Origin of the sequence: Tychonema sp. LEGE 07196 (assembly GCF_963890365.1) — a bacterium.
Taxonomy (GTDB): Bacteria; Cyanobacteriota; Cyanobacteriia; order Cyanobacteriales; family Microcoleaceae; genus Microcoleus.
On sequence record NZ_CAWPRX010000113.1, the window covers coordinates 46,703 to 67,028 of the forward strand.

General features: G+C 45.6%; 19 protein-coding genes. 9 read left to right on the plus strand and 10 right to left on the minus strand.

Annotated elements, in window-relative coordinates; genetic code table 11:
* Window positions 1-293: 293 nt before the first annotated feature.
* Entirely contained in the window at window positions 294-944 is a 651-nt protein-coding gene (locus AACV78_RS13825) for a chromophore lyase CpcT/CpeT (protein WP_194010692.1), read from the minus strand.
* 332 nt (window positions 945-1,276) lie between these two features.
* Between AACV78_RS13825 and psb29 the strand changes: the two genes are divergently transcribed.
* On the plus strand, window positions 1,277-1,990 hold the full coding sequence (psb29, locus tag AACV78_RS13830) for a photosystem II biogenesis protein Psp29 (RefSeq protein ID WP_194010691.1): 714 nt from the start codon (window positions 1,277-1,279) through the stop codon (window positions 1,988-1,990).
* A gap of 240 nt (window positions 1,991-2,230) precedes the next feature.
* Here the strand turns inward: psb29 and AACV78_RS13835 are convergent, their stop codons facing one another.
* Together AACV78_RS13835 and AACV78_RS13840 are read right to left on the minus strand one after the other, a co-directional pair.
* Window positions 2,231-2,767, minus strand: a complete 537-nt coding sequence (locus AACV78_RS13835; protein WP_194010712.1) for a late competence development ComFB family protein — start codon at window positions 2,765-2,767, stop codon at window positions 2,231-2,233.
* A 367-nt stretch (window positions 2,768-3,134) separates the two neighbouring features.
* Window positions 3,135-4,184 (minus strand): M23 family metallopeptidase, encoded by a 1,050-nt coding sequence (locus AACV78_RS13840; RefSeq protein WP_228042241.1) that lies wholly within the window; start codon window positions 4,182-4,184, stop codon window positions 3,135-3,137.
* 783 nt (window positions 4,185-4,967) lie between these two features.
* Here AACV78_RS13840 and AACV78_RS13845 point away from each other — a divergent pair.
* Window positions 4,968-7,283, plus strand: a complete 2,316-nt coding sequence (locus tag AACV78_RS13845; RefSeq protein ID WP_194010690.1) for a cation:proton antiporter domain-containing protein — start codon at window positions 4,968-4,970, stop codon at window positions 7,281-7,283.
* A 33-nt stretch (window positions 7,284-7,316) separates the two neighbouring features.
* Window positions 7,317-7,475, plus strand: coding sequence for a hypothetical protein (locus AACV78_RS13850; RefSeq protein ID WP_194010689.1), 159 nt, complete (start codon window positions 7,317-7,319; stop codon window positions 7,473-7,475).
* 121 nt (window positions 7,476-7,596) lie between these two features.
* Here the strand turns inward: AACV78_RS13850 and AACV78_RS13855 are convergent, their stop codons facing one another.
* Window positions 7,597-7,809 carry an Hfq-related RNA-binding protein gene (locus tag AACV78_RS13855; protein ID WP_194010688.1) on the minus strand — a complete coding sequence of 71 codons (213 nt, stop codon included), beginning with the start codon at window positions 7,807-7,809 and terminating at the stop codon, window positions 7,597-7,599.
* Window positions 7,810-8,069: 260 nt separating this feature from the next.
* Between AACV78_RS13855 and dapF the strand changes: the two genes are divergently transcribed.
* The 3 genes from dapF (at window position 8,070) to AACV78_RS13870 (ending at window position 11,129) form a co-directional block, all read left to right on the plus strand.
* Window positions 8,070-8,996 (plus strand): diaminopimelate epimerase, encoded by a 927-nt coding sequence (dapF, locus tag AACV78_RS13860; RefSeq protein WP_194074301.1) that lies wholly within the window; start codon window positions 8,070-8,072, stop codon window positions 8,994-8,996.
* A gap of 237 nt (window positions 8,997-9,233) precedes the next feature.
* A complete protein-coding gene (locus tag AACV78_RS13865) occupies window positions 9,234-10,379 on the plus strand; it encodes a hypothetical protein (protein ID WP_194011791.1) in 1,146 nt (381 codons plus the stop codon).
* A 366-nt stretch (window positions 10,380-10,745) separates the two neighbouring features.
* Window positions 10,746-11,129, plus strand: coding sequence for an Imm10 family immunity protein (locus AACV78_RS13870; protein ID WP_194011792.1), 384 nt, complete (start codon window positions 10,746-10,748; stop codon window positions 11,127-11,129).
* 92 nt (window positions 11,130-11,221) lie between these two features.
* Here AACV78_RS13870 and AACV78_RS13875 read toward each other — a convergent pair whose 3' ends face one another.
* The 3 genes from AACV78_RS13875 to uraH all read right to left on the minus strand — a co-directional run bounded on the left by AACV78_RS13875 (window position 11,222) and on the right by uraH (window position 14,871).
* On the minus strand, window positions 11,222-12,403 hold the full coding sequence (locus AACV78_RS13875) for an aspartate aminotransferase (protein WP_194011793.1): 1,182 nt from the start codon (window positions 12,401-12,403) through the stop codon (window positions 11,222-11,224).
* Between the two features lie 252 nt (window positions 12,404-12,655).
* Window positions 12,656-13,801 (minus strand): iron-containing alcohol dehydrogenase family protein, encoded by a 1,146-nt coding sequence (locus tag AACV78_RS13880; protein ID WP_194011794.1) that lies wholly within the window; start codon window positions 13,799-13,801, stop codon window positions 12,656-12,658.
* A 653-nt stretch (window positions 13,802-14,454) separates the two neighbouring features.
* Window positions 14,455-14,871, minus strand: a complete 417-nt coding sequence (gene uraH / locus AACV78_RS13885) for a hydroxyisourate hydrolase (protein WP_194011795.1) — start codon at window positions 14,869-14,871, stop codon at window positions 14,455-14,457.
* Window positions 14,872-15,203: 332 nt separating this feature from the next.
* Here uraH and AACV78_RS13890 point away from each other — a divergent pair, with 332 nt between their 5' ends.
* From AACV78_RS13890 to AACV78_RS13900, 3 genes are all read left to right on the plus strand, one after another.
* A complete protein-coding gene (locus AACV78_RS13890) occupies window positions 15,204-15,845 on the plus strand; it encodes a peptidase M15 (protein ID WP_194011796.1) in 642 nt (213 codons plus the stop codon).
* Between the two features lie 294 nt (window positions 15,846-16,139).
* Window positions 16,140-16,400, plus strand: coding sequence for a type II toxin-antitoxin system Phd/YefM family antitoxin (locus tag AACV78_RS13895; RefSeq protein WP_194011797.1), 261 nt, complete (start codon window positions 16,140-16,142; stop codon window positions 16,398-16,400).
* A gap of 439 nt (window positions 16,401-16,839) precedes the next feature.
* Window positions 16,840-17,556: a hypothetical protein gene (locus AACV78_RS13900; protein ID WP_194011798.1), complete on the plus strand. Its 717-nt coding sequence runs from the start codon at window positions 16,840-16,842 to the stop codon at window positions 17,554-17,556.
* Window positions 17,557-17,911: 355 nt separating this feature from the next.
* Here AACV78_RS13900 and AACV78_RS28750 read toward each other — a convergent pair whose 3' ends face one another.
* The 3 genes from AACV78_RS28750 to AACV78_RS13910 form a co-directional block, all read right to left on the minus strand.
* Entirely contained in the window at window positions 17,912-18,109 is a 198-nt protein-coding gene (locus AACV78_RS28750; protein ID WP_228042242.1) for a type II toxin-antitoxin system PemK/MazF family toxin, read from the minus strand.
* Window positions 18,099-18,440: a DUF2281 domain-containing protein gene (locus AACV78_RS13905; RefSeq protein ID WP_194011799.1), complete on the minus strand. Its 342-nt coding sequence runs from the start codon at window positions 18,438-18,440 to the stop codon at window positions 18,099-18,101. Before AACV78_RS13905 ends, AACV78_RS28750 begins: the two co-directional genes overlap by 11 nt.
* A gap of 146 nt (window positions 18,441-18,586) precedes the next feature.
* A complete protein-coding gene (locus AACV78_RS13910) occupies window positions 18,587-20,275 on the minus strand; it encodes a DNA repair helicase XPB (RefSeq protein WP_194011800.1) in 1,689 nt (562 codons plus the stop codon).
* Window positions 20,276-20,326 lie beyond the last annotated feature (51 nt).

Below are 20,326 nucleotides of genomic sequence, written 5' to 3' on the forward strand. Positions count from 1 at the left end.
TCGGTTGCGGCGTAAGGACAATTTAAGAAGACCGGGCGATTGAAATCGCGTCTACACCAACAAAACCGGCCTCCGCCGGTTGAAGAAGACCGGGCGATTGAAATCGCGTCTATACAAACAAAACCGGCCTCCGCCGGTTGAAGACAAAGGCGGTGAAAATTACGTCATCTTCTTCTTTAGTCCGCGGAGGCGGACGAAAGTTTTTGTAAACCTGGTTTCAACCGCCGTCCGATATTTGTTTTTGTAAACCTGGTTTCAACCGCCGTCTGAATTTTGTTTATCTAGACGCGGTTTCAACCGCCGTCTGATTTGCTCCCAAACCTATTGGCCAGTATCTCAGAAGCAAAATCCTGGCGCTTGACAAATCTCAAAGGGCCCATTAAAGCTCCCCAGATGGCCTTGCCTGTCGTGGGGCTTATTCCTTTGTCGTAGCTGAGAAATTCCTCCCCTGCTGCTTCAAATCCCAAGTCTACTTGGTAATTTTGCCCGCCGTAGGCAAAGCCGCAGTGAGTTCCCTCTGGCAGAGATGCCCGAAAACGATAGCGGTTTGAGGCTAAATTTTGCACCGCAACGGAGAGGGTGCAGCCAGGGAGGAATTCGATTTCCTCCCTGGTTAGTTTTTCTAACAAGTCGGGGTTGCTACCTGCTCCTTTGACGGCTGCAATATCCTTGAACATATAATACTGAGCTTCTATAAGTCCCGGCGCTGTCTTTGCGTGCCTCAGTTGCACGATGCGGGGGCGGTAGGGCTTGTCTAGTTCCAGAATGTTGGCTTGTTCGGCAAACAGGGCAATCCCAGGCTCGGAAAATATATCCGCAGGCAGGGGTCTTTGCCACAAACGAAGGTGGACGTACCAAGCCGGGTCTGCTAGCGCTTGTTCCCGGTTGTCAAATTCGCCCGCCATGTACTGGGCTAAAGCTATTAATTCAGGAGAAATTGTCATATTTGTTTGATTTTTCAGTATTTAGACTTGACATTCAGCATTTATTGTGGTATGGGTTGCCAGTTTTGGGCGGGCAAGTCAGAAGATTAGATTGGTGAGCGATCCCAGAAGAGCTATGATTGTAAAGATACTTGGGTTTGGCCCTGGTAGTGCGACAGTTTATTTGTGGCTGCCGATCGCGCGCAAAATCTTTTAAATAAAATTTTGCCTCGCTTGAGGGCTGGTACAAATAAAAAAAAACTGGCAATTTTTGTCAGCAAAGCTCATAGACTTTCACGACTTTACTCACGCGGCGCGCGCTGCTGCAAAATTATTTATCTATAAGACATCAGGTGAACAATAACCGTACAGTTTCAGATACTAAGCGAAGTTTCTATACGATTCACACTCGACCGATCAACTCAATTTACCGTCGGGTGGTGGAAGAGTTGATGGTAGAAATGCACTTGCTTTTGGCGAATGCCGATTTTCAATACGACCCGATTTATGCTTTGGGCGTGGTGACAGCTTTCGATCGATTCATGCTCGGGTACGCCCCTGAAGCAGACAGACTTTCGATTTTTAACGCTTTGTGTAAGTCCCTAGAAGACGATCCCGAACGCTACAAACAAGACGCTCAGCGCTTGGAAAGCATGGCGGGCAAACTTTCCGGGTCAGATTTGCTCTCGTGGCTCGATCGCTCCACCAGCTTTGAAGATACAGGAGATTTGCAAGCATCTTTAGGGGCGATCGCCAGCAACCCTCAATTTAAGTACAGTCGCTTGTTCGCGATCGGCTTGTTTTCGTTGTTAGAAAAAGCTGACCCCGAAATGGTAAAAGACCAAGAAACGCGAAACGGCGCGATCGCCAAAATCAGTGCGGCCTTGCACCTCCCTGAAGAAAAAGTTAGCAAAGATTTAGATTTGTACCGCAGCAATTTGGAAAAAATGGCCCAAGCGCGAATAGTGCTTCAAGATGTCATCCAAGCGGAACGGAAAAAACGGGAAAAGCGAGAGGCCAAAGTTACCGTCAGCCCCACGGCAGACTCTTCTGACAGCAACAATTAATCGTTGGAAAAAACAAGTCCTATCAATTCCAGTCGCACTCCTGGTGATGTTAACGGTTAACTGTTAACTGTTAACAGTTAACAGTGAATTTACTATTCCGATGAAGAGAGGATTTGATATTACATTGTGTCCGCTCAATGAACCGGACGCGCGATCGATCTGGGTTGCTCAAGAACTAGAAATCCCGCTTTCTCTCAAGAGAGCGGGATTGATTTAAGCAAGATAGAGTAGTTTGTTGTACTAAGGCTGCTGCTCAAAATTAGTGGCGTTAGCTTGCAGCCAAGTGCTTAGCTGTGAAAGAACTTCGTTTCCAGAAGACTTGCCCAAAGCTGTGGGGTTTGGGGTGTCTGGCCTGTCCAAGTTGCGGGCGATGGCTGCGTTGACTTCTTTGGAAATCAAATCGTGAAGTTGTTCTTTAGCCCTAGCTCTTTGAAAATGAGCTCCCTCTTCCGTCGTAGCATACAGAGGCGGCAGCCTATTTAAAGCATAAGCCGCAATATCTCCCACATCCAGACTCAGGTCAGTCTTCTCCTCAATCTCGGCCACCCTGGCGATCGCCTCACTGAGCACCAACTCTTCCATCACGTTGATGAACTGTTTGCGGGGCAGAACCACGACTTCCCCGGTTAACAACGAGCCCATCAGGCGATCGAGAGCCATGTACTCTTCGATCGACAATTCCGAAGCCGTGTTGCAGATCCGTCCCACCTCAGCTTCCATAGAGGGCGTTAAATAGCCGTCTTGCAAAGCCTGTTCAACAATTTTTTCAATACTCATATATGCTTCCCACTCAACGGCATCATTAATAGAGTTTTGTGAAGACGCTATTGTTAGCGTCTTGAGATTCGAGTTTTGAGGATTGAGTTGAGAATTTTTAGACAAATCCTAACTCAATACTGATAACCCATAACAGTTATCTAAACACCCTAGCCACAAACTTACCCCATAATTGACGGCTTTATTCGTCAAAACCCGTAAAAATTCCTACTCAATTCCCTTTGAGATTCGAGTTTTGAGGATTGAGTTGAGAATTTTTAGACAAATCCTAACTCAATACAGATAACCCATAACAGTTATCTAAACACCCCAGCCACAAACTTACCCTATAATTGACGGCTTTATTCGTCAAAACCCGTATAAATTCCTACTCAATTCCCTGAAGCCGCCAAGGTACGGGATCGACAGACTGCCCGTGCACGTAAAGTCCCCAGTGCAGGTGAGGGCCTGTCGCAGCTCCAGTTGACCCCAAAGCACCGATTACTTGACCGGCTTTGACGAAATCGCCTTCCTTGACATCAATTCGGCTGAGGTGCATCAAAATACTTGCTACCCCCTGACCGTGGTCGATACCAACGACATTCCCGTGGATTTTGAACCCTTGGGATTCGCGTCCCACCAGAGACACCCGACCTGCTGCGGGTGCGATTACAGGGGAACCGTAAGCACCGCCGTAATCCACGCCGCGGTGGTAGTAGTCTTTAGCAAATACTCCATTATAGTATCGCTGCACGCCGTAAATAGTGGTAACTTCTCCAGAGTTAGGGCGCAATAATTTGCCGTTCCAAAACTTTTCGGGTGTCACCAGTGCTTTAAATGCGTCTACGGGATCGAACTCCGCATCTGTACCTTCCTCGTCTTTACCCGGAGGTAGCCAGATGGACTGAGTGGGAAAATTTCGATCGCGCACTTGCACGTTCAACTTCTGTGTCTGTCCGTCACCTGCGACTTCTAAAACGCGGGCACCGGGTTTCTCTACCGGTGTCGTCGGTAACAGAGCCCGAAAGCGGCCGTTGCCCATTGGAAACGCGGGGTAGTTTTTCTGCTGTAAAGAAACTGTTGGAGTTTCCCCGCCGTTACCGTCAACCTGAATCATTACTGACAGCGTATCTCCCAGTTCGGGATTTTGTGGAGTGACTACTACCTGCAAAGCTTGCACCGGCAGGGCAAAACTCAGAAGGCCAGCAACAATAGGCGCGATCGAACTAGCGTAGCACTTACGCAAAAAACCCGGTTGCTTGGAAAATCGCTGCTGTTCCCTTGAGATGCTGGATGCAGAAACAGGGTTTTTTGCCTTGGCGTGCGTAACTTTTGTAGTGGTTAGCTGGTTTGCTTTCAACCCTTGCCCCTGTAAAATCCCACCTGCAACTATTTCCGCACTTACCTTGCTGTTGCCTCGATTCACCGTCGTTCTCATTGTTAGCTTTCCTTAAATTTTGTCAGCCAGATATTTTTGTTGGCTATACAGCTCAAATATTATAATATAAACAGAATTCGTTTTTGACAACTCAAATAAAACTTTACTTTAGCAAATGCGACAATCAAAACAACCAGCTAGCTATTGATTCAATTCACCGCACGCGACCTAATTTAATTCCAACCTATATCAATCATTAAGTTGTAAATTTTAGCTAGCAATAACAGCAATATATGGCAGTAATCCTCAAAATGAGGTATCGATCGAGCACTTCTTCAATCCCTGCATTCTCCAATTTCAAATCTTTACTAGAAAAGTATCCAATCTCAACTCCTCATTTTTTCGATCTCGTCCTAACATCTCCTAGGAATTTTCACGCGATTTGCGATAAAATTATTAGGATAAATTTTCTAATAAGCGCGTAAACTTGTTAAAAATAACTCAATTTATGCTTGCTTTAATTAGTTTTAATACTTGACCATAATTCTAGCCATAGGTTTGAGGTGAAGGCATGATAATGGGCAATCAAAAATAAAAAATATGGGTAATTGCTAGAGACTTAACTATCGTATAAAATACCCTATTTTTCCTTAAATTTTTAAATTTTTAAATTTTAAATTTATTCGGCAGATGAATCAACCGAGCTTGAACTTGGGTATAAAATTGCACTTTCTGCACGACGGTCGTCGGGCGATTGTATGGGTTTATGGATGAAATTAACGCGCCAAACACAGTCAACACATTAAACACTATAATATAACTTTACACTTTTTTGATAAACTTGTGCAAGAAGACTTCCGACTGATCGTTGACTTAGTTATAGTTCTCGCTGCTGCCGCAGCAGGAGGACTCTTTGCATCGCTGTTGCGACAGCCAGTAATCCTCGGATACCTCCTAGGAGGGATCGTAATTGGGCCCGCTGGTTTGGGGCTGATTAAAGAATTAATTCAGGTAGACACCCTCGCTGAATTCGGTGTTGCCTTTCTGTTGTTTGCTTTGGGAGTAGAGTTTTCCTTCGCCGAACTCCAGAAAGTTAAAGCAATTAGTCTGGGCGGGGGAGGCTTGCAAATTGTGCTGACGATCGCCTTTACAACTGCAATTTCCTTGGGCGTGGGCTGGGTAGAATCGCCCGCTCAAGGCGTGTTTTTAGGGTCGATTTTGTCGCTTTCCTCTACAGCAGTTGTACTCAAGTGCTTGATGGAACGCAACGAAAGCGGTACTTCCCACGGTCAAGTCATGCTGGGAATATTAGTAGTTCAAGACTTAGCATTGGGGCTGATGTTAGCAGTTTTGCCTGCTCTCAACGAGCCTGCAGAGGCGATCGGCATGACGGTAGCTTGGGCTCTGCTGCGGATCGGCTTATTTGCCGCTGGTGCTGTAGTTGCAGGCATTTGGATTGTCCCGCAATTGCTGCGCTATCTCGCGAAAACAGAAAGCCGAGAACTGTTTTTGCTGGGAGTTGTGGTTTTGGCTTTAGGTATTGCGCTGCTGACAGAATATTTGGGTTTCTCGATCGAGATGGGCGCATTTGTGGCGGGCTTAATGATTTCTGAGGTGGAATATGCCGACCAGACTCTAACTTACGTTGAGCCTTTGCGAGATATTTTTGCATCCTTATTTTTTGTCACCATCGGTATGTTAATCGACCCGATGTTTCTCTGGAGCCATCTAGAATTAATTCTGGGACTGGTATTTCTAGTATTTGTTGGCAAATTCTTGATAATCACGCCCCTCGTCCGACTATTTGGTTATCCGTTAAAAACAGCATTGATCGTAGGTTTGGGCTTAGCTCAAATCGGAGAATTTTCCTTTGTACTCGCTAGTTCCGGTCAAATGATGGGACTGGTTTCGCGAGAAGTTTATCTATTAATTTTAGGAACGACAGCAGTCACCTTGGTGCTGACTCCGTTTGTATTGAGAAGTGTGCCGCAATTATTGAATTGGGCGGAAAATTTCGGGCCTTTGCAGCGATATTTTGACGAAACATCTCAACCTGTGGAAATCGCAGAAAATTTGCCGGAACAAAATCATGTTGTGATTTGCGGCTACGGGCGAGTTGGCAGAAATTTAGTCAAAATACTGCAGGGCCGCAACTGTTCAATTGTGGTGATCGATGAGTCAGAAAGGAGAATTCAAGATTGCAGATTGCTAGGAATTCCCTACATTTACGGGAATGCTGCTAGCTTGCACGTTTTGGAATCTGCCGGGATCGAACGGGCTGCTTCAATGGCGATCGCCCTTCCCGATCCCATGAGCACTCGCTTGTGTCTGAAGCGGGCTTTAGAATTAGTTCCCGATTTGGATATTGTCGTCCAGGCCAACCAAGATAAAGACATCGAACTGCTTTATCAACTAGGGGCGTGGGAAGTTGTGCAGCCAGAGTTTGAGGCCAGTTTAGAACTGTCGGCCCACTTGCTCGGCGGCATAGGTGTCTCGCCAATGGCTATCGGGCGGGAAGTCCAGCAAATTCGCAGCAGCCGCTATCTGGAATTGCGGCCGGCGCGCGAACCTTTGGCGATTTCGCGGGATTTGAAGGTGGCGGTTCGAGATATGAACAGCGAGTGGTACAACTTGCCGCAGGGTTCTCCGATCGCCGGCATGACTCTGGAAGAAACTAATTTGCGGCAGTTGACAGGGGTCAGCGTAATGGCGATCGTCCGCAAAGATGGGGAGGAAATTGATTATCCCAACGGAAAGACAGCTTTGCAGTTGGGCGATCGAGTTTTTGTCGTGGGAGAACCGGAAGAACTCATCAGTTTTGAATTGCTGGCGAAGGGAGAAGTTTCTGTGCCGCACGGCGACAGTTCTTGTCAGTGGCTGAGGCTGCCACCAAAAAGCCCTTGGGCTGGCAAAAAACTGTCAGAGATAGATGTACTCGCCCAGTACGGCGTGCAAGTGCGGGCGATCCGCCGGGAAGGGAAATTTACTCGCTGGCCCGATGGAACTAGCAGTTTGCTAGAGGGCGATCGTTTGCTGCTGTGCGGCGGCTTCTACGAGCTCGGCTTGATGCAGCGGACGGCCTCGCCCCCGGTTCCGCAACCCGCCTTAAAGCTGCCTTTTGTCACGGCTCAAGTCAGCGAAAAGCTGTTTAGCGATTAGGCAGTTGGTAGTTGACAGGAAAGCCGTTGGTTGTTGACAGGAAAGCCCTTGGTAGTTGACAGGAAAGCAGTTGGTAGGAAAGCAGGAAAGCAGTTGGTAGGAAAGCAGGAAAGCAGGAAAGCAGGAAAGCAGTTGGCAGTTGTTAGTTGGCAGTTAACAGCTAACAGTCAACAGTCAACAGCTAACAGTTAACAGCTAACAATGCCCGATGCCCGATGCCCTGCGCGGGCCAATGCCCTGCGCGGGCCGATGCCCGATGCCCCATGCCCTGCGCGGGCCGATGCCCGATGCTTTTAGGCCCGATGCCCCATTCTCAACGGTTAGGTTTGATATAGGCAATTGTTGGTCGCGAGATCAGAATTTGTGTTTCTGAGGCATCTACGAGGCAAAGGCAGCTATGATCCTGCCAAAAAATTCTGCCGACTAGCAAGTCGCCGGTCGTGAGTTTGATTTCTACCTGTTCTTTGTCTTTGATGTAGCTTTGTATTAGGCGAATGCTGGGCAATCCGGTCTCAAATTCAGACATACTGGGAAATGGGTAAGTTAGTCATTAGTCATCAGTCATCAGTCATCAGTCATCAGTCATTAGATTTGTCCCCAAAAATATTCAAGAACGGGCGGGATGCCTGTTTCACAGGAATTATGGGGGAACTCTATTAATCGCCAACGGCAGACTCAGGACTAGGATGATACGGGGATGCCCAGTACCAATGACTAATGACTAATGACTAATGACTTTAGAAGTCTATCAACTAATCAGTTTTAACCAAAAGAGGTTTGTTTTTTATGCCGATCGAGTTTGCGAAGTATCACGGACTGGGCAATGATTTTATTCTGATTGACAACCGCCACTCCCCGGAACCGGTGATAACACCAGAACAAGCTGTCGAAATGTGCGATCGACATTTTGGCATTGGCGCAGACGGCGTGATTTTTGCTCTTCCGGGTCAAAACGGCACTGACTATACGATGCGGATTTTTAATTCCGACGGTTCGGAACCGGAAATGTGCGGCAATGGGATTCGCTGTTTGGCTAAGTTTATCGCCGATTTGGAATCGAAAGAAATTCACCCCCCCCAACCCCCCCTTGCTAAGGGGGGGAGTGAATCGAAGGAAATTGACCTCTCCCTTGCTAAGGGGGGGAGTGAATCTAAGAGTGAGTACCGGATTCACACCGGTGCGGGCGTTATTATCACCGAATTGCGATCGGACGGTCAAGTTAAGGTGGATATGGGAGTTCCCCGGCTGCTGGCTGCGGAAATTCCGACAACTTTGGCCGCACCGGATGCTAAAGCTATTGATGTCCCGATCGAGGTAGCGGGTAAATCTTGGTCTGTTACCTGTGTCAGCATGGGTAATCCTCACTGCATTACTTTTGTAGACGATGTTTCGGCTGTTGCTTTAGAAACTGTCGGGCCTGTATTCGAGCACCACCCAGCCTTCCCGCAACGCACAAATACTGAATTCATTCAAGTAATACGATCGGACTACGTAAAAATGCGGGTGTGGGAAAGAGGCGCAGGTGTTACTCTAGCTTGTGGGACTGGTGCTTGTGCTGCTGTGGTAGCTGGAGTGTTAGTCGCTAAGTGCGATCGGACAACTGCTGTTGAACTCCCCGGCGGCGTTTTGGAAATCGAATGGGCTGAAGTTTCTGGGCGGATTTACATGACCGGGCCGGCACAGCGAGTATTTACTGGTTGTATTAGTCTTTAGTCATCAGTCATCAGTCATTGGTCATTGGTCATTAGTCATCAGTCATCTATGGGTGGTTTAAGGAAGTTTTTTGTATAATTGACAAAAAAATCAAATTGGATAATTCAAAATTTTTCTTGAATTCTGACTAATGTCTTCCCCGTTGAGAACTAATTGGCTGCGGACTACTGACTAATGACTAAAATCTAAAATCTAAAATCTAAAATCTAAAATCTAAAATTTACTAGGTGGATGTGCATGGCTGGAGGTATTTATCTGATTCAGGACGACGACAGGCTGGTAGAAATGATGGAACAGCCCTACGATTCGGAAGACCAGTTACAAGATTTGCTAGTAACTTACCCGAATTTGATTGCGGGAGACCAAATCGATCGAGCGACGGCGCGCAGGTGGCTGTTAATTTCGCGGGAAGCAGCAGCGCCCACCGATGAGGAAACAGCCGTCCAGTGGTCGCTGGATCATTTATTTCTCGACCAAAATGCAGTTCCTACTTTGGTGGATGTCAGGCGAACTCCTAATGCCGAACTGCGGCAAAAAGTTTTGGGTCAGTCGATCGACTATGCTGCTAATGCGGTAGTTCACTGGCCAGTCGATTCAATTATTGCTCTGTTTGAAGCGAATTGTCGCGATCGGGGTCGCGATCCCGAACAGATTTTTGAAGAGTTTCTGGGCGCGGATGCTAATGAAGACCTATTTTGGCAGAAGGTTAAAACTAATTTGCAAGCGGGTAAAATTCGCTTAGTATTTGTCGCTGACGAGATTTCCGCTGAAATGCGCCGAGTTGTGGAATTTCTTAACGAACAAATGGACCCGGTTGAAGTTTTTGCACTGGAAATTAAGCAGTATGTAAGCGAAGACGGTTTGAAAACATTGGTTCCCAGAGTGATCGGCCAGACAGCCGAAGCACAGCAGAAAAAATCCAGCGCAACGCGCGAAAGAAGGCGCTGGGATGAATCGTCATTTTTTGCGGAAATCAAGGCTAGACGGGGCGCGGATGAGGCGCAAATGGCAAAAGCAATTTACCTTTGGGCGAAAAGTCAAGAACCCGAAGTTCAGATCCAGTGGGGAACGGGGGATGCCTACGGCGGTTTCGCCGCTCAATTGCCTCAAAGGGGAAGAAAACCCTATCAGTTATTCACTGTAGATATTGCTGGCAGAATGGAGATTTCTGCTGATAATTACGGTTCCCAGCCGCCGTTTAATGCGGAACAGAATTGGCTGGAATTGAGAAGTAAACTGAGTTCGATCGGTCTGTCGTTGCCTATAGAACCAGGTGAGAGAAGGTCGCCGAGTCTGGCTTTGTTTACTTTGCAAGATGAATCTGCCCTAAAGCAAGTTATCGAAACTTTTGATTGGATTACTAATGAAATAAAAAAAGCGTAGTTATTGGGAATTGGGATAGGGCATGGGGCATGGGCATTGGTGTCAACTTAAGCTTTTGGTCCACCAGTCCTCCCGCCCACCCTTCAGTCCGCCAGGGAATGAATTCCCTGTCTAATAGCTAAAGTCCTCTCAAAGAGGACTAATGAGTTCTTCAGTCCTCTTTGAGAGGACTTTAGCTTTGAGGCAGGGGTTTAAACCCCTGCCGGACTATCGGTTTGATGTTAAGTTGACACCAATAGGGCATGGGACGCAGTCTACTTACTTCACTTTCTTGAGAACCGCTATAAATGGTTTCAGAGAAAAGTTAAGAGGGTTGCAGGGGAAGTTGCGGTTAAAATAGCTCACCAAAACAAGTGGATTAAGTTTATGATAGTGTTTGAACTTTTGGCAAAACTTGTGGGAATTGAAGAGTCATTTGATTATATTGGTTTTTCGTCCGGGGAGGATAACGAACATTATTTTGTTATGCAAAGACATGAATTTCATAAAGAAGATGCTCTTCCTAACCTAGGGAGTGTCTACTCGGAGATAGACGATCAGTGTTGGGGAGAATATGGAGGAATTAAAGAAGTTACTTTAAACCGCGAACGCTTAATTGTTCATTTCGATCCTTCAAGACCCAACCCTCATATAAATTACGATGAGGTAAGAATTGCTTTTTCTGTAAATGATTCAGAATTTCAGAAGTTGCAGAACACCTTGCAGAAGATAATGCTGGGTTATGAGGATAGGTTGAATTTAATTAATTAGTCAATTGCGTCAAGATTGTACTTGAAAGTCAATGCCCAATTTCCATGCCCTATGCCCCATGCCCAATCCCTCCGCTTCGCTCCGCCCAATAACTAATATCGAATGTTTGCTTGTTTCAAACGCCGCAATGCTTCTCCCAGCCGATCGCAATCTGCAATCAAACTAATTCTCACATATCCTTCGCCACCAGGGCCGAAAGCATTGCCAGGAGTCACCACAACACCCGTTTCCTGCAAAACATTCAAAGCAAAATCAGTCGAACTCATGCCGCGACTACAGGGAACCCACAGATACATTGCCGCCAGAGGTTTCGGAATATTCCACCCTAATTCGGCCAGTCCTGCAACCATGAAATCGCGGCGAGTGCGGTAGCGTTCCTGTACTTCGTGCAAGTAACTGTCAGGCAATTGCAGCGCTGTTTCTGCTGCTGTTTGCAAGGCGGAAAATATACCGTAATCTAGGTTAGTTTTTAATGTCCGCAAACCTTGAATAATCTTGCTATTTCCTACTACAAAACCGACTCGCCAGCCGGCCATATTGTAGGTTTTGGACATGGTGTGAAATTCGACACCGATTTCTTTACCGCCGGGAATTTCTAATAAACTGGTCGGTTGATAGCCGTCAAAGGCTAATTCCGCATAGCACAAATCATGAACTAGCAAGATTTGATATTTGTGCGCGAAAGCAACAATATCTTTATAAAATTCGCGGGGTGCTGTTGCTCCCGTCGGATTGCTGGGATAATTGAAATAGAGGATTTTGGCTTGTTCGGCTACGCTGTCGGGAATGTCGGCTAAGTCAATTACCCAGTCGTTTTCTGGCTTGAGGATAATGTTGTGAACTTTTGCACCGGCGATAATCGGGCCGCGAAATAATACGGGATAAGCGGGACTCGGTACTAATACTAAGTCGCCGGGATTGATGTAGGCGATCGCAAAATGTGCTAAACCTTCTTTGGAACCCAACAAAGGTAATGCTTCGCTTTCTGGATCGAGTTCAACATTGTAGCGACGGCTGTACCATTTAGTAATAGTACGGCGGAAATTGGCAGTTCCTTCAAAGGGTGGATAGCCGTGATTTGCAGGATTTTGGATGGCTGCGACAGCGGCTTCTACTACTGGTTGAGGAGTGGCACCGTCGGGGTTTCCCATTCCTAAGTCTATTAAATCTAGTCCTTGTTCGCGGGCGCGGGCTTTGAGTTCGTCGAGACGGGCAAATACGTAGGGCGGTAGTGTTTGCAACCTGTCAGCAGGGCTAATCCAATCCAAAGTCATTTGTTTTTTGTCAGTTGTCAGTTTTCCTGGTTTGTAGTCAGGATTTCAGTCCTTTCTAGCACAATACGGTTTAGTTAAGTTAACAATGTTTATTCCCCGGAGATCCCCCTAAATCCCCCTTAAGAAGGGGGACTTTGAGAGCTTTCTTGTCCTCCCCTTAAGAAGGGGTGTGCCAGGGAGATCGGACTTAACGAAACCGTATTGCTTTCTAGCACGGTTTTTTCAGGATTTTAGTCCTTACTACAAAAGGTTTTAATGCTTGATTTTCAATTCTCCCACAGGTGCGGTAGTAGAAACCATCGCCGCCATTAATTGTTCGGGTACGACTTTAAACGGTAGTCTGTGGATGTCAGAGTCGGGATTGCAGGCTATGTCGGCGGCCTGCTGCAATTGTGTGAGACTAACGTCTCCGAGTCCTAGATTGTCTAAAGTTTGGGGCAATCCAATCTCGGCGTAGAATTTTAGCAGTTGCTGTCTGGCGCTAGCGGCAAGTTGATTGTTTTGCAGCATTTCTTCTAGTCGCAGTTGCACTAAGATGCCGTAGGCGACTTTTTCTCCGTGCAATGTGCCGTGACTTGCTAATAGATGAGTTAGGCCGTTGTGGACGGCGTGGGCGGCGACGGTGCGACATTGGGCTCCGCCGATGCCGCCAATTACTCCTGCTAGCAATACGGCTGCGTCTGTGACTTCTTGCCAGGTTTCGCTACCGGGTTCTTTGAGGGCGGCTGCTGATTTTTGGAATAATATATCGCGCAGTATTCTAGCTTGTTGGACGGCCGAAATTATCAAGGTTTGTTCGGAGTGTCCGCTGCTGACTGATGCTTCGTACCATTTGGCGATCGCATCTCCAATTCCTGCTACTAATGTCCGCTGCGGTGCGGTTTGAATTAAGCCGTAGTCGAGGATTAATAAGTCGGGACATCTGGCTAATGTGACATCGTATTGGAATGCACCTTGTTCGGAATAAATGTTAGAAAGGGCTGTCCAAGCGGCACAGGTGGCTGCTGATGTGGGTATGGTGGCGATCGGGATTTTGCACTGATGGGCGACGAGTTTGGCTGCGTCTAAGGCTTTGCCGCCGCCAACTCCGATGATGAAGTCGGCTTGATGGGTTTGGGCTGCTGCGCGGAGGGTTTCGAGGCCCCTTTCGCTGCAATCGTTGCCGTATTGTGTTTCGGCGGATTGTAACTGCTGCTGTTCGAGAGTTGGTTGCAGGTAGGGTTGGGCGGCCGCGAGGGAGTTGCTGCCGCCGACGATTAGCGGCCGCTTTCCGAAACGGGCGATCGCATCTCCGGCTTGTGCGATCGCCGATCGACCCCGCACTACACAGGCGGGAGCAATTGTCAAGGAATAAATTGCAGTTGGGGTGGCGGTTTTAGTGCTTTGGGTTTGAGTCATCGAACCACTGGATAAGTGACGAGAAGGTTGACGCTTTGCAGGATTGCTGGACTATCTAGAATAACTCTAACCCGTGTTGAGCGACTTGGTAAGTTTTGTAAAGTTTTTATTAACTATTGTGGTTGGGGTGGGCTGGGGGAGTTGGAGGGCGATCGGTATAATAAATTTACGGCCAAGCATTGGGGAGGCACGATCGCACTTTACGATACGCAAAAATCTACACCCCAAGCAGAAACAACGATAAAATATTAAGTTCAAAGCTTTCCACAGTTATCGTCCTAGGGAGTTTGATCCAGGTCTTGATGAGCGCGATCATTCCTCTGTATATGGTCAGTAGCAAAGATTTAAATCGTTACTTCTCCTGGAAAAGACAAAATTATTCCCATTAGCCTCAGTGGATTAAATTTGATATAAACAAAAGCACCGCCTAACAACACGCACCAACTACGGAGAGTTGAACTGTTGTGATGCAAAGGCGATCTGCGCCTGCCAAAGCTGCATCTCAGCTAAGCGTGATTGGCAGGCTAGTAAGTGGGTTCTGAGAAGTTTATTAGTGCTCAGTGTTTTTGCAACAGAGCCGATCGGGTTGCCTTAACTAGCTATCCCATCGAGTTAGGAATGCCGCGAAACTGGCACTTGAGTTTTATACTCGATTAACTTCCTCTATAAGTTGAGTAGCCATAGGGTGAAAGTGTAAGAGGGATGTGGTAATGAGAGTTGTCTTTGATTTCAAAGACAATTTCTACAAATGGGTAAAGGCTCTCGGTTCTCTTCTGATTGAAATAGCTTTTTGTGTCAAATTTCAACTTATAGGTTCCTTTGTTGTCGCTATTAGTCGGCAAAAAGTCTTTGATGCGCCCATTACTATCTGTCTCTTTTTTAGAAACTGTGCGCCACACATCATTTTTATCGAGTTGATAAAGTTCGATCGGTACTTGTGTCGCAGGTTGCCCAATCGAAACGTCCAAGATGTGGGTTGAGAGTTGATAGTTATCACTTTGTGCAAAAGCAGTAGTCTGAATTGTTATTACCATTATTAGAGTAATAACTGCCTTAATGATTGTCTTCATACTTTTTAGTTACCTTCGATTATTTACAAAAAATTGGGATTTCAACGAAATGAGGAGATGATATTCAAGCTAATTAACTCAACAAAGAGCGACACCGACAGAGAGCAAGTAGGGAGCATCCTACTTTTGTTTGTTATTCGCAAAATAACTTAACAACAGCCATTCATAGGGCGGTTCAACGATATAGGATATTTTCCTCTTTCAGGATTTAAAGAATGGGATGCTCCCATTATAAGTTAGCTGGATTCGCTTTTGGTTGAAATAATTATTCTAAATTATCTGTCAGTATTGTAACATTAAGCTATTCACCTCTAATTGCTGTAGTTCAGTCTATGAGACAACCACAAACTGTTAAAGCTTTGGAAAAGCTAGGACGGGTTCAACTCTCTAAGAGTTTTTTCATGCGTGAGTTTCTTTATTCAGAAATCTCTCAAATTGAAGGTATCCCTAACATTCCTAGTGACCCTGATTTGGCGATCGCAGCCGGAAAGAATTTGTGTGAGAGGGTGCTTGAACCAATTCAAGATGCGCTTGGTCGGATTAGTATCCGTTCAGCCTATCGTTCTTGTGCGGTGAACGCCAAAGGAGCAGAGAATAACAATCAGTACAGTTGTGCCAGTAATGAGTCCAACTATGCAGAACATATCTGGGATGTAAAAGATTCAGAGGGGTATATGGGAGCAACAGTATGTATTGTTGTTACATCATTCATCCCTTACTATGAACGCACTCAAGATTGGACAGCATTGGCATGGTGGATACATGACCATATTGATGCTTATGCAGGAATGACCTTTTTCCCAAAGTATGCAGCGTTCAACATTAGGTGGAGCGAGAAACCTAATGTTTCAAAAGTAATTGATAGCTACGTAGAAAACCCGCACACTGGTAAGAGAGGGTATCTGACAAAGGAAGGGATGGATAATTTCTCAGGTTCGCACGAGCAGTTTTACCAAGAGTTTATCGATCGCTGACTAACCATCACCCTTGAACCTCAATAGTATAACTGTAGCCCTGCTCCGAATCTTTGCATCGCCCGCCCTTTTCCCATATTCAAGAAAAACACAGCTATTCAAATCAGAAAAAATACGAAATGAGTAAGTAGTAAGACACAATTAATTACATAGAACTCTGGGATGCAAGCCTTGTCTAGTAAAGAATTAGCAAAAAATCAGTGTGTAATTAATTCTGTCCAATTACTTATCATGATCGAGTAAAATGTGCGCTCGCTCAAACTATAATAGAGGCAGGAAAAATTAAAAAGAGTTATGATTCCAGTCAAAGTTGCTCAACAGCAGTTACAGAATTTGATTGATGCGGTGAGCCAGTCGCATCAGCCTATTATTATTGCAGGACAGAGTACCAATGCCGTGTTGTTATCTGAAGCTGATTGGGCATCGGTGCAGGAAACATTGTATCTTCTCTCAGTTCCGGGAATGCGAGAATCGATTCGGGAAGGATTGGCGACACCGATTGAGGAATGCGATCCTCTTCGTTGGCGCAGCCCCCGCAGGGGCGGGCTTCGCTAACGGGAGTTAGAGTGGTGAGTAGGGATTTAGTTTACACCAAACAGGCACAGAAAGATACCCAAAAACAGGCTTCTAGTAATACCAAGCGTGAAAAATTATTGCTACCATACAAATTTGGGGCAGAGTGTAACGGAGGGTTGTTTAGGCAGCATATCAGTTTTAATTTTGAGTGTACTGTCCCCGAAGAGCGATCGATCCAACACTCGCGATCACAACAGCTCGCACTGTAAAGAAATTGTTTTTTTGCATTCATTGAGATGCTCTCGTTGTTTCCTTAAATATTATCGGTGCGTCACTATGAGATTTTCCGGCTTGTTTGGGTACGCTTGATGTATCCGCACCTACAAATACTTTTGGCTCAAAAAATGGTAAATGCTGTTTGCAAATTCCTCGATTATTTTGAATTAGGTTGTTAGTTGGATTTAAATTATTTCTCAAAATGGCAAATAAAAAAAATCTTAATGCGAAACGTCTCACCAAAAATCAGGTTCAGGAATTAATAGAATCTGAGGGGAGGCTCCATGAGGAGTTTACAAAATTCTTTGAGGAGACCTATAGCACGGGATACAAAGATCGGCCTCAAGTTTATGAGTTATCAAATGATAGATTTCTATTTGTTTTCGATCCCAAAGGATATTTGATTCCTGGTAAAGGAGATATTTACTCTAAAGAATCTTTTCTGCTAATGATTCGATGGACACAGAAGGTGAGGGATGACTATGCTAATAATCGCGGTAGTTCTGTAAGTCATTGGAGATATTTTTCAAAAAACAAAGCACGGCTTGTTAATAAAATTGATGAATTGATTAATCAGTTAACAATTTGTTTAGATATTTTGTATGAGGAATTGGATTATTCATACAAAAGTTTAGACATGGTATCTAGCAAAGCTGAAAGTTACGGGATTGAAAATATTCAAGCTGATTTATACGATAATCTAGTTGCCTATGTAGGAGAAGTTATACGGCGCAGGGTAAAAGGTGATTGGGTTGTTAAAGAAGATTATCCAGGTTGTGAATACCCTGTGATTGTAGTGAATAACGGCGTACTCATGCCTATTAATGTGGTGTGGCAAGAGCTAGGTAGGCTTGAATCAATAAATCTACGCAAAGAAGCTGCCAATGAAATACGACGATTTTCACTCAGATATCGGTAGACATCAAAGTTTACTAAATTCAGAGCCGTAGCGCTGCTTAACATTCATTATGATGTCTTTGAGTTGCTTTGTTTATCATCAACTTCTTGAGAGCGATCGCCCTTTTCCCATATCCTAGAAAAACACAGCTATTCAAATCATAAAAAACACAAAATTAGTATCGTAATCGAGTAAGATGTACGATAAAATAGCTAGTCATGATATATCAATTTGTGCAAACAATTAAACAGGCTACTAATTCTTCTATAACTGCTGCCGACACTTGGCCGAGACATTTAACAAATCGCTCACTAGCTACACTTCTAATTTGCAAAATATTACCTGCTGAGTCTGTATCTAACCCGTTTTATTCTGTTCACTGGATGGGAATCATGAAGGGTCGATTTTGAAATTTTGGCTGCCATTTTGCCACAGGAATGATAATCCTCATTGGAATAGAACTTAACATTTCAGAACTTATGATAACAGCCGGACGAGTTTTCTGAATTTCTTGGCCTCGGGTTGGATCTAGTTGTACTAGCCAAATCTCTCCTCGTTTCGAGTTAAGAGTCATATTCAGTCTCCCAGTCTTCGCTGTCGAGTACAGAAAATTCAGTTAATTCAGGATCGGTCAAAAAATCTTGGGCTGTGACAGCCATATATGGTGCTAGTATTTTATGGCGTTCTGCGATCGGCAATTTAGCAATTTCTGTGAAAGATAGCTTGAGTGGTGGCGGTTGTGTTAACAAACTGCTGTACTCATCACTTTCTTTTAATAAATCTTGTGTCTGGTGCAATTTGTGTACTAGAAATTGTGCAAAATCCAGCACTTCCTGCTGTTTATCTGTCGAAAGCATCCGCAGATTATCTAATAATATTTTTTCGATATCGAGTGTTTGTGTCATTGATTTTTACCTGCACATCGAGCGTGTTTTTGTAGGTGCGTACTCCACACTTTACCTGTTCTATTATATCAAATGTGCTTGCGTCAGCAGCCGATCGCCCTTTTGGATCGAGCTGAGATTTTGCAAAAGGTCTATTATGCCGACGGCTAACCATCGCCTTGAACCTCAATAGTATAACTGTAGCCCTGTTCAGTCAGAAACAGTTGGCGGTGTCGCGCAAAATCTTCCTCGCAAGTTTGTAGCGATACTAATGTATAAAAACTCGCAGTATGTCCGTCAGATTTGGGGCGGAGAATTCGTCCGAGGCGCTGCGCTTCTTCTTGGCGAGAACCATACTTTCCCGATACTTGAATCAACACGTCGGCATCGGGTAAATCGACGGCAAAATTGCCCACGCGAGATAGAATTAATCCGGGAATCTCTTTGTGACGGAATGCTTCGTAAAGCCGATCGCGCTCAACCTGTTTTGTCTTCCCCGTAATCAGCGGCAAATCGGTAACTCGGGCGATCGCATCCAACTGTTCCAGAAACTCACCAATAATTAAAATACGGTGCCCCGCTTCTTTTTGCAACAAACTTTGCACCACATCCAACTTACCCGGATTTTCCGCAGCAATCCGAAACTGATTGCGGCGGGGCGCTAGGGCATATTCCATTTTTTGGGCCTCATTTTGGGCGACGCGGATTTCGGTACAATTGGCTGTAGCAATAAATCCCTGTCCTTCCAATTCCCGCCAAGGTACGTCATAGCGCTTGGGGCCAATTAGCGTAAAAACATCGCCTTCCTTCCCGTCTTCGCGAATCAATGTCGCCGTCAAACCTAACCTGCGTCGCGCTTGTAAGTCGGCGGTAATCCGAAATATCGGTGCGGGTAATAGATGAACTTCATCATAAATAATCAGTCCCCAGGATTGCGCGTTAAATAACTCGAAATGCGGGAATTCATCATCTTTAGTCGATCGATAACTGAGCATTTGGTAAGTCGAGAGAGTTACAGAAGCCGTTTTTTTGCTGTTGCTGCTGTACTCGGCGATCGCATCTTCAGTTAAACTCGTTTTGTCTAATATTTCCCTGCGCCACTGGTGCACAGAAGTCAAACTGCTGGTGAGGATGAGAGTCTTTTGCTTTACCAAACTCATCGCTAACATCCCGACTATGGTTTTACCAGCCCCGCAGGGTAGGACGATCGTACCGCTGCCGCCTCTAACCTCTCCGCTCTGATAGAATGCTTCTACTGCTTCTTTTTGATAGGCACGCAAATTAAAGGGTAAATCGCTTCCTAAAGTGCGATCGCGCAACGCAATTGCTAACTCGGCACCTTCGACATATCCAGCTAAATCTTCCGCCGGATAACCCACTGCTAGCAAAGCTTGTTTGAGTACACCGCGATTCCCGGCATCGACTTGAAAGCAAAGATCCGAAATCCGCTTACCTAACAGCGGTTTTACGCGCTCATCCCGCACTAGCAACTCCGTCAGCGGGCGATCGGCAATCCGCAGTTGTAAATCGGGATTTTCCGCATCAATCCTTTCAATTACCGTCAATCCGTAGCGCGTACCAAGCAGTTCGATTTCCTGCGCTACCGACTCAGGAATATCATATTTGGCATACTTTCGCAAAGCTGCGATCATCAATTCCACTAACATTCCCGCCGCCCGCGCATTCCACACGCTTAAGGGCGTGATCCGATAGGTGTGGATGTGTTCGGGACTTTTGATTAATTCGGCAAAGGGGGCGATCGCTTCTCGCGCTTTTTGTGCTGTTGGGGCGTGAACTTCTAGTAAAATTGAGCGATCGCTCTGTACGATTAAAGCATTTTCAGCAACATAACTCATAATTGACAGTTGACAGTTGACAGTTGACAGTTGACAGTTGACAGTTGGCAG

Bases quoted from the DNA above. Each gene is read 5' to 3' on its own strand.
- AACV78_RS13905 (WP_194011799.1), bottom strand. From the start codon at position 18,440: ATGACACAAACACTCGATATCGAAAAAATATTATTAGATAATCTGCGG.
- AACV78_RS13855 (WP_194010688.1), bottom strand. From the start codon at position 7,809: ATGTCTGAATTTGAGACCGGATTGCCCAGCATTCGCCTAATACAAAGC.
- AACV78_RS13895 (WP_194011797.1), top strand. From the start codon at position 16,140: ATGATTCCAGTCAAAGTTGCTCAACAGCAGTTACAGAATTTGATTGAT.
- AACV78_RS13870 (WP_194011792.1), top strand. From the start codon at position 10,746: ATGATAGTGTTTGAACTTTTGGCAAAACTTGTGGGAATTGAAGAGTCA.
- AACV78_RS13880 (WP_194011794.1), bottom strand. From the start codon at position 13,801: ATGACTCAAACCCAAAGCACTAAAACCGCCACCCCAACTGCAATTTAT.
- AACV78_RS13900 (WP_194011798.1), top strand. From the start codon at position 16,840: ATGGCAAATAAAAAAAATCTTAATGCGAAACGTCTCACCAAAAATCAG.
- AACV78_RS13865 (WP_194011791.1), top strand. From the start codon at position 9,234: ATGGCTGGAGGTATTTATCTGATTCAGGACGACGACAGGCTGGTAGAA.
- AACV78_RS13890 (WP_194011796.1), top strand. From the start codon at position 15,204: ATGAGACAACCACAAACTGTTAAAGCTTTGGAAAAGCTAGGACGGGTT.
- AACV78_RS28750 (WP_228042242.1), bottom strand. From the start codon at position 18,109: ATGACTCTTAACTCGAAACGAGGAGAGATTTGGCTAGTACAACTAGAT.
- AACV78_RS13825 (WP_194010692.1), bottom strand. From the start codon at position 944: ATGACAATTTCTCCTGAATTAATAGCTTTAGCCCAGTACATGGCGGGC.
- uraH (WP_194011795.1), bottom strand. From the start codon at position 14,871: ATGAAGACAATCATTAAGGCAGTTATTACTCTAATAATGGTAATAACA.
- dapF (WP_194074301.1), top strand. From the start codon at position 8,070: ATGCCGATCGAGTTTGCGAAGTATCACGGACTGGGCAATGATTTTATT.
- AACV78_RS13875 (WP_194011793.1), bottom strand. From the start codon at position 12,403: ATGACTTTGGATTGGATTAGCCCTGCTGACAGGTTGCAAACACTACCG.
- AACV78_RS13835 (WP_194010712.1), bottom strand. From the start codon at position 2,767: ATGAGTATTGAAAAAATTGTTGAACAGGCTTTGCAAGACGGCTATTTA.
- AACV78_RS13840 (WP_228042241.1), bottom strand. From the start codon at position 4,184: ATGAGAACGACGGTGAATCGAGGCAACAGCAAGGTAAGTGCGGAAATA.
- AACV78_RS13910 (WP_194011800.1), bottom strand. From the start codon at position 20,275: ATGAGTTATGTTGCTGAAAATGCTTTAATCGTACAGAGCGATCGCTCA.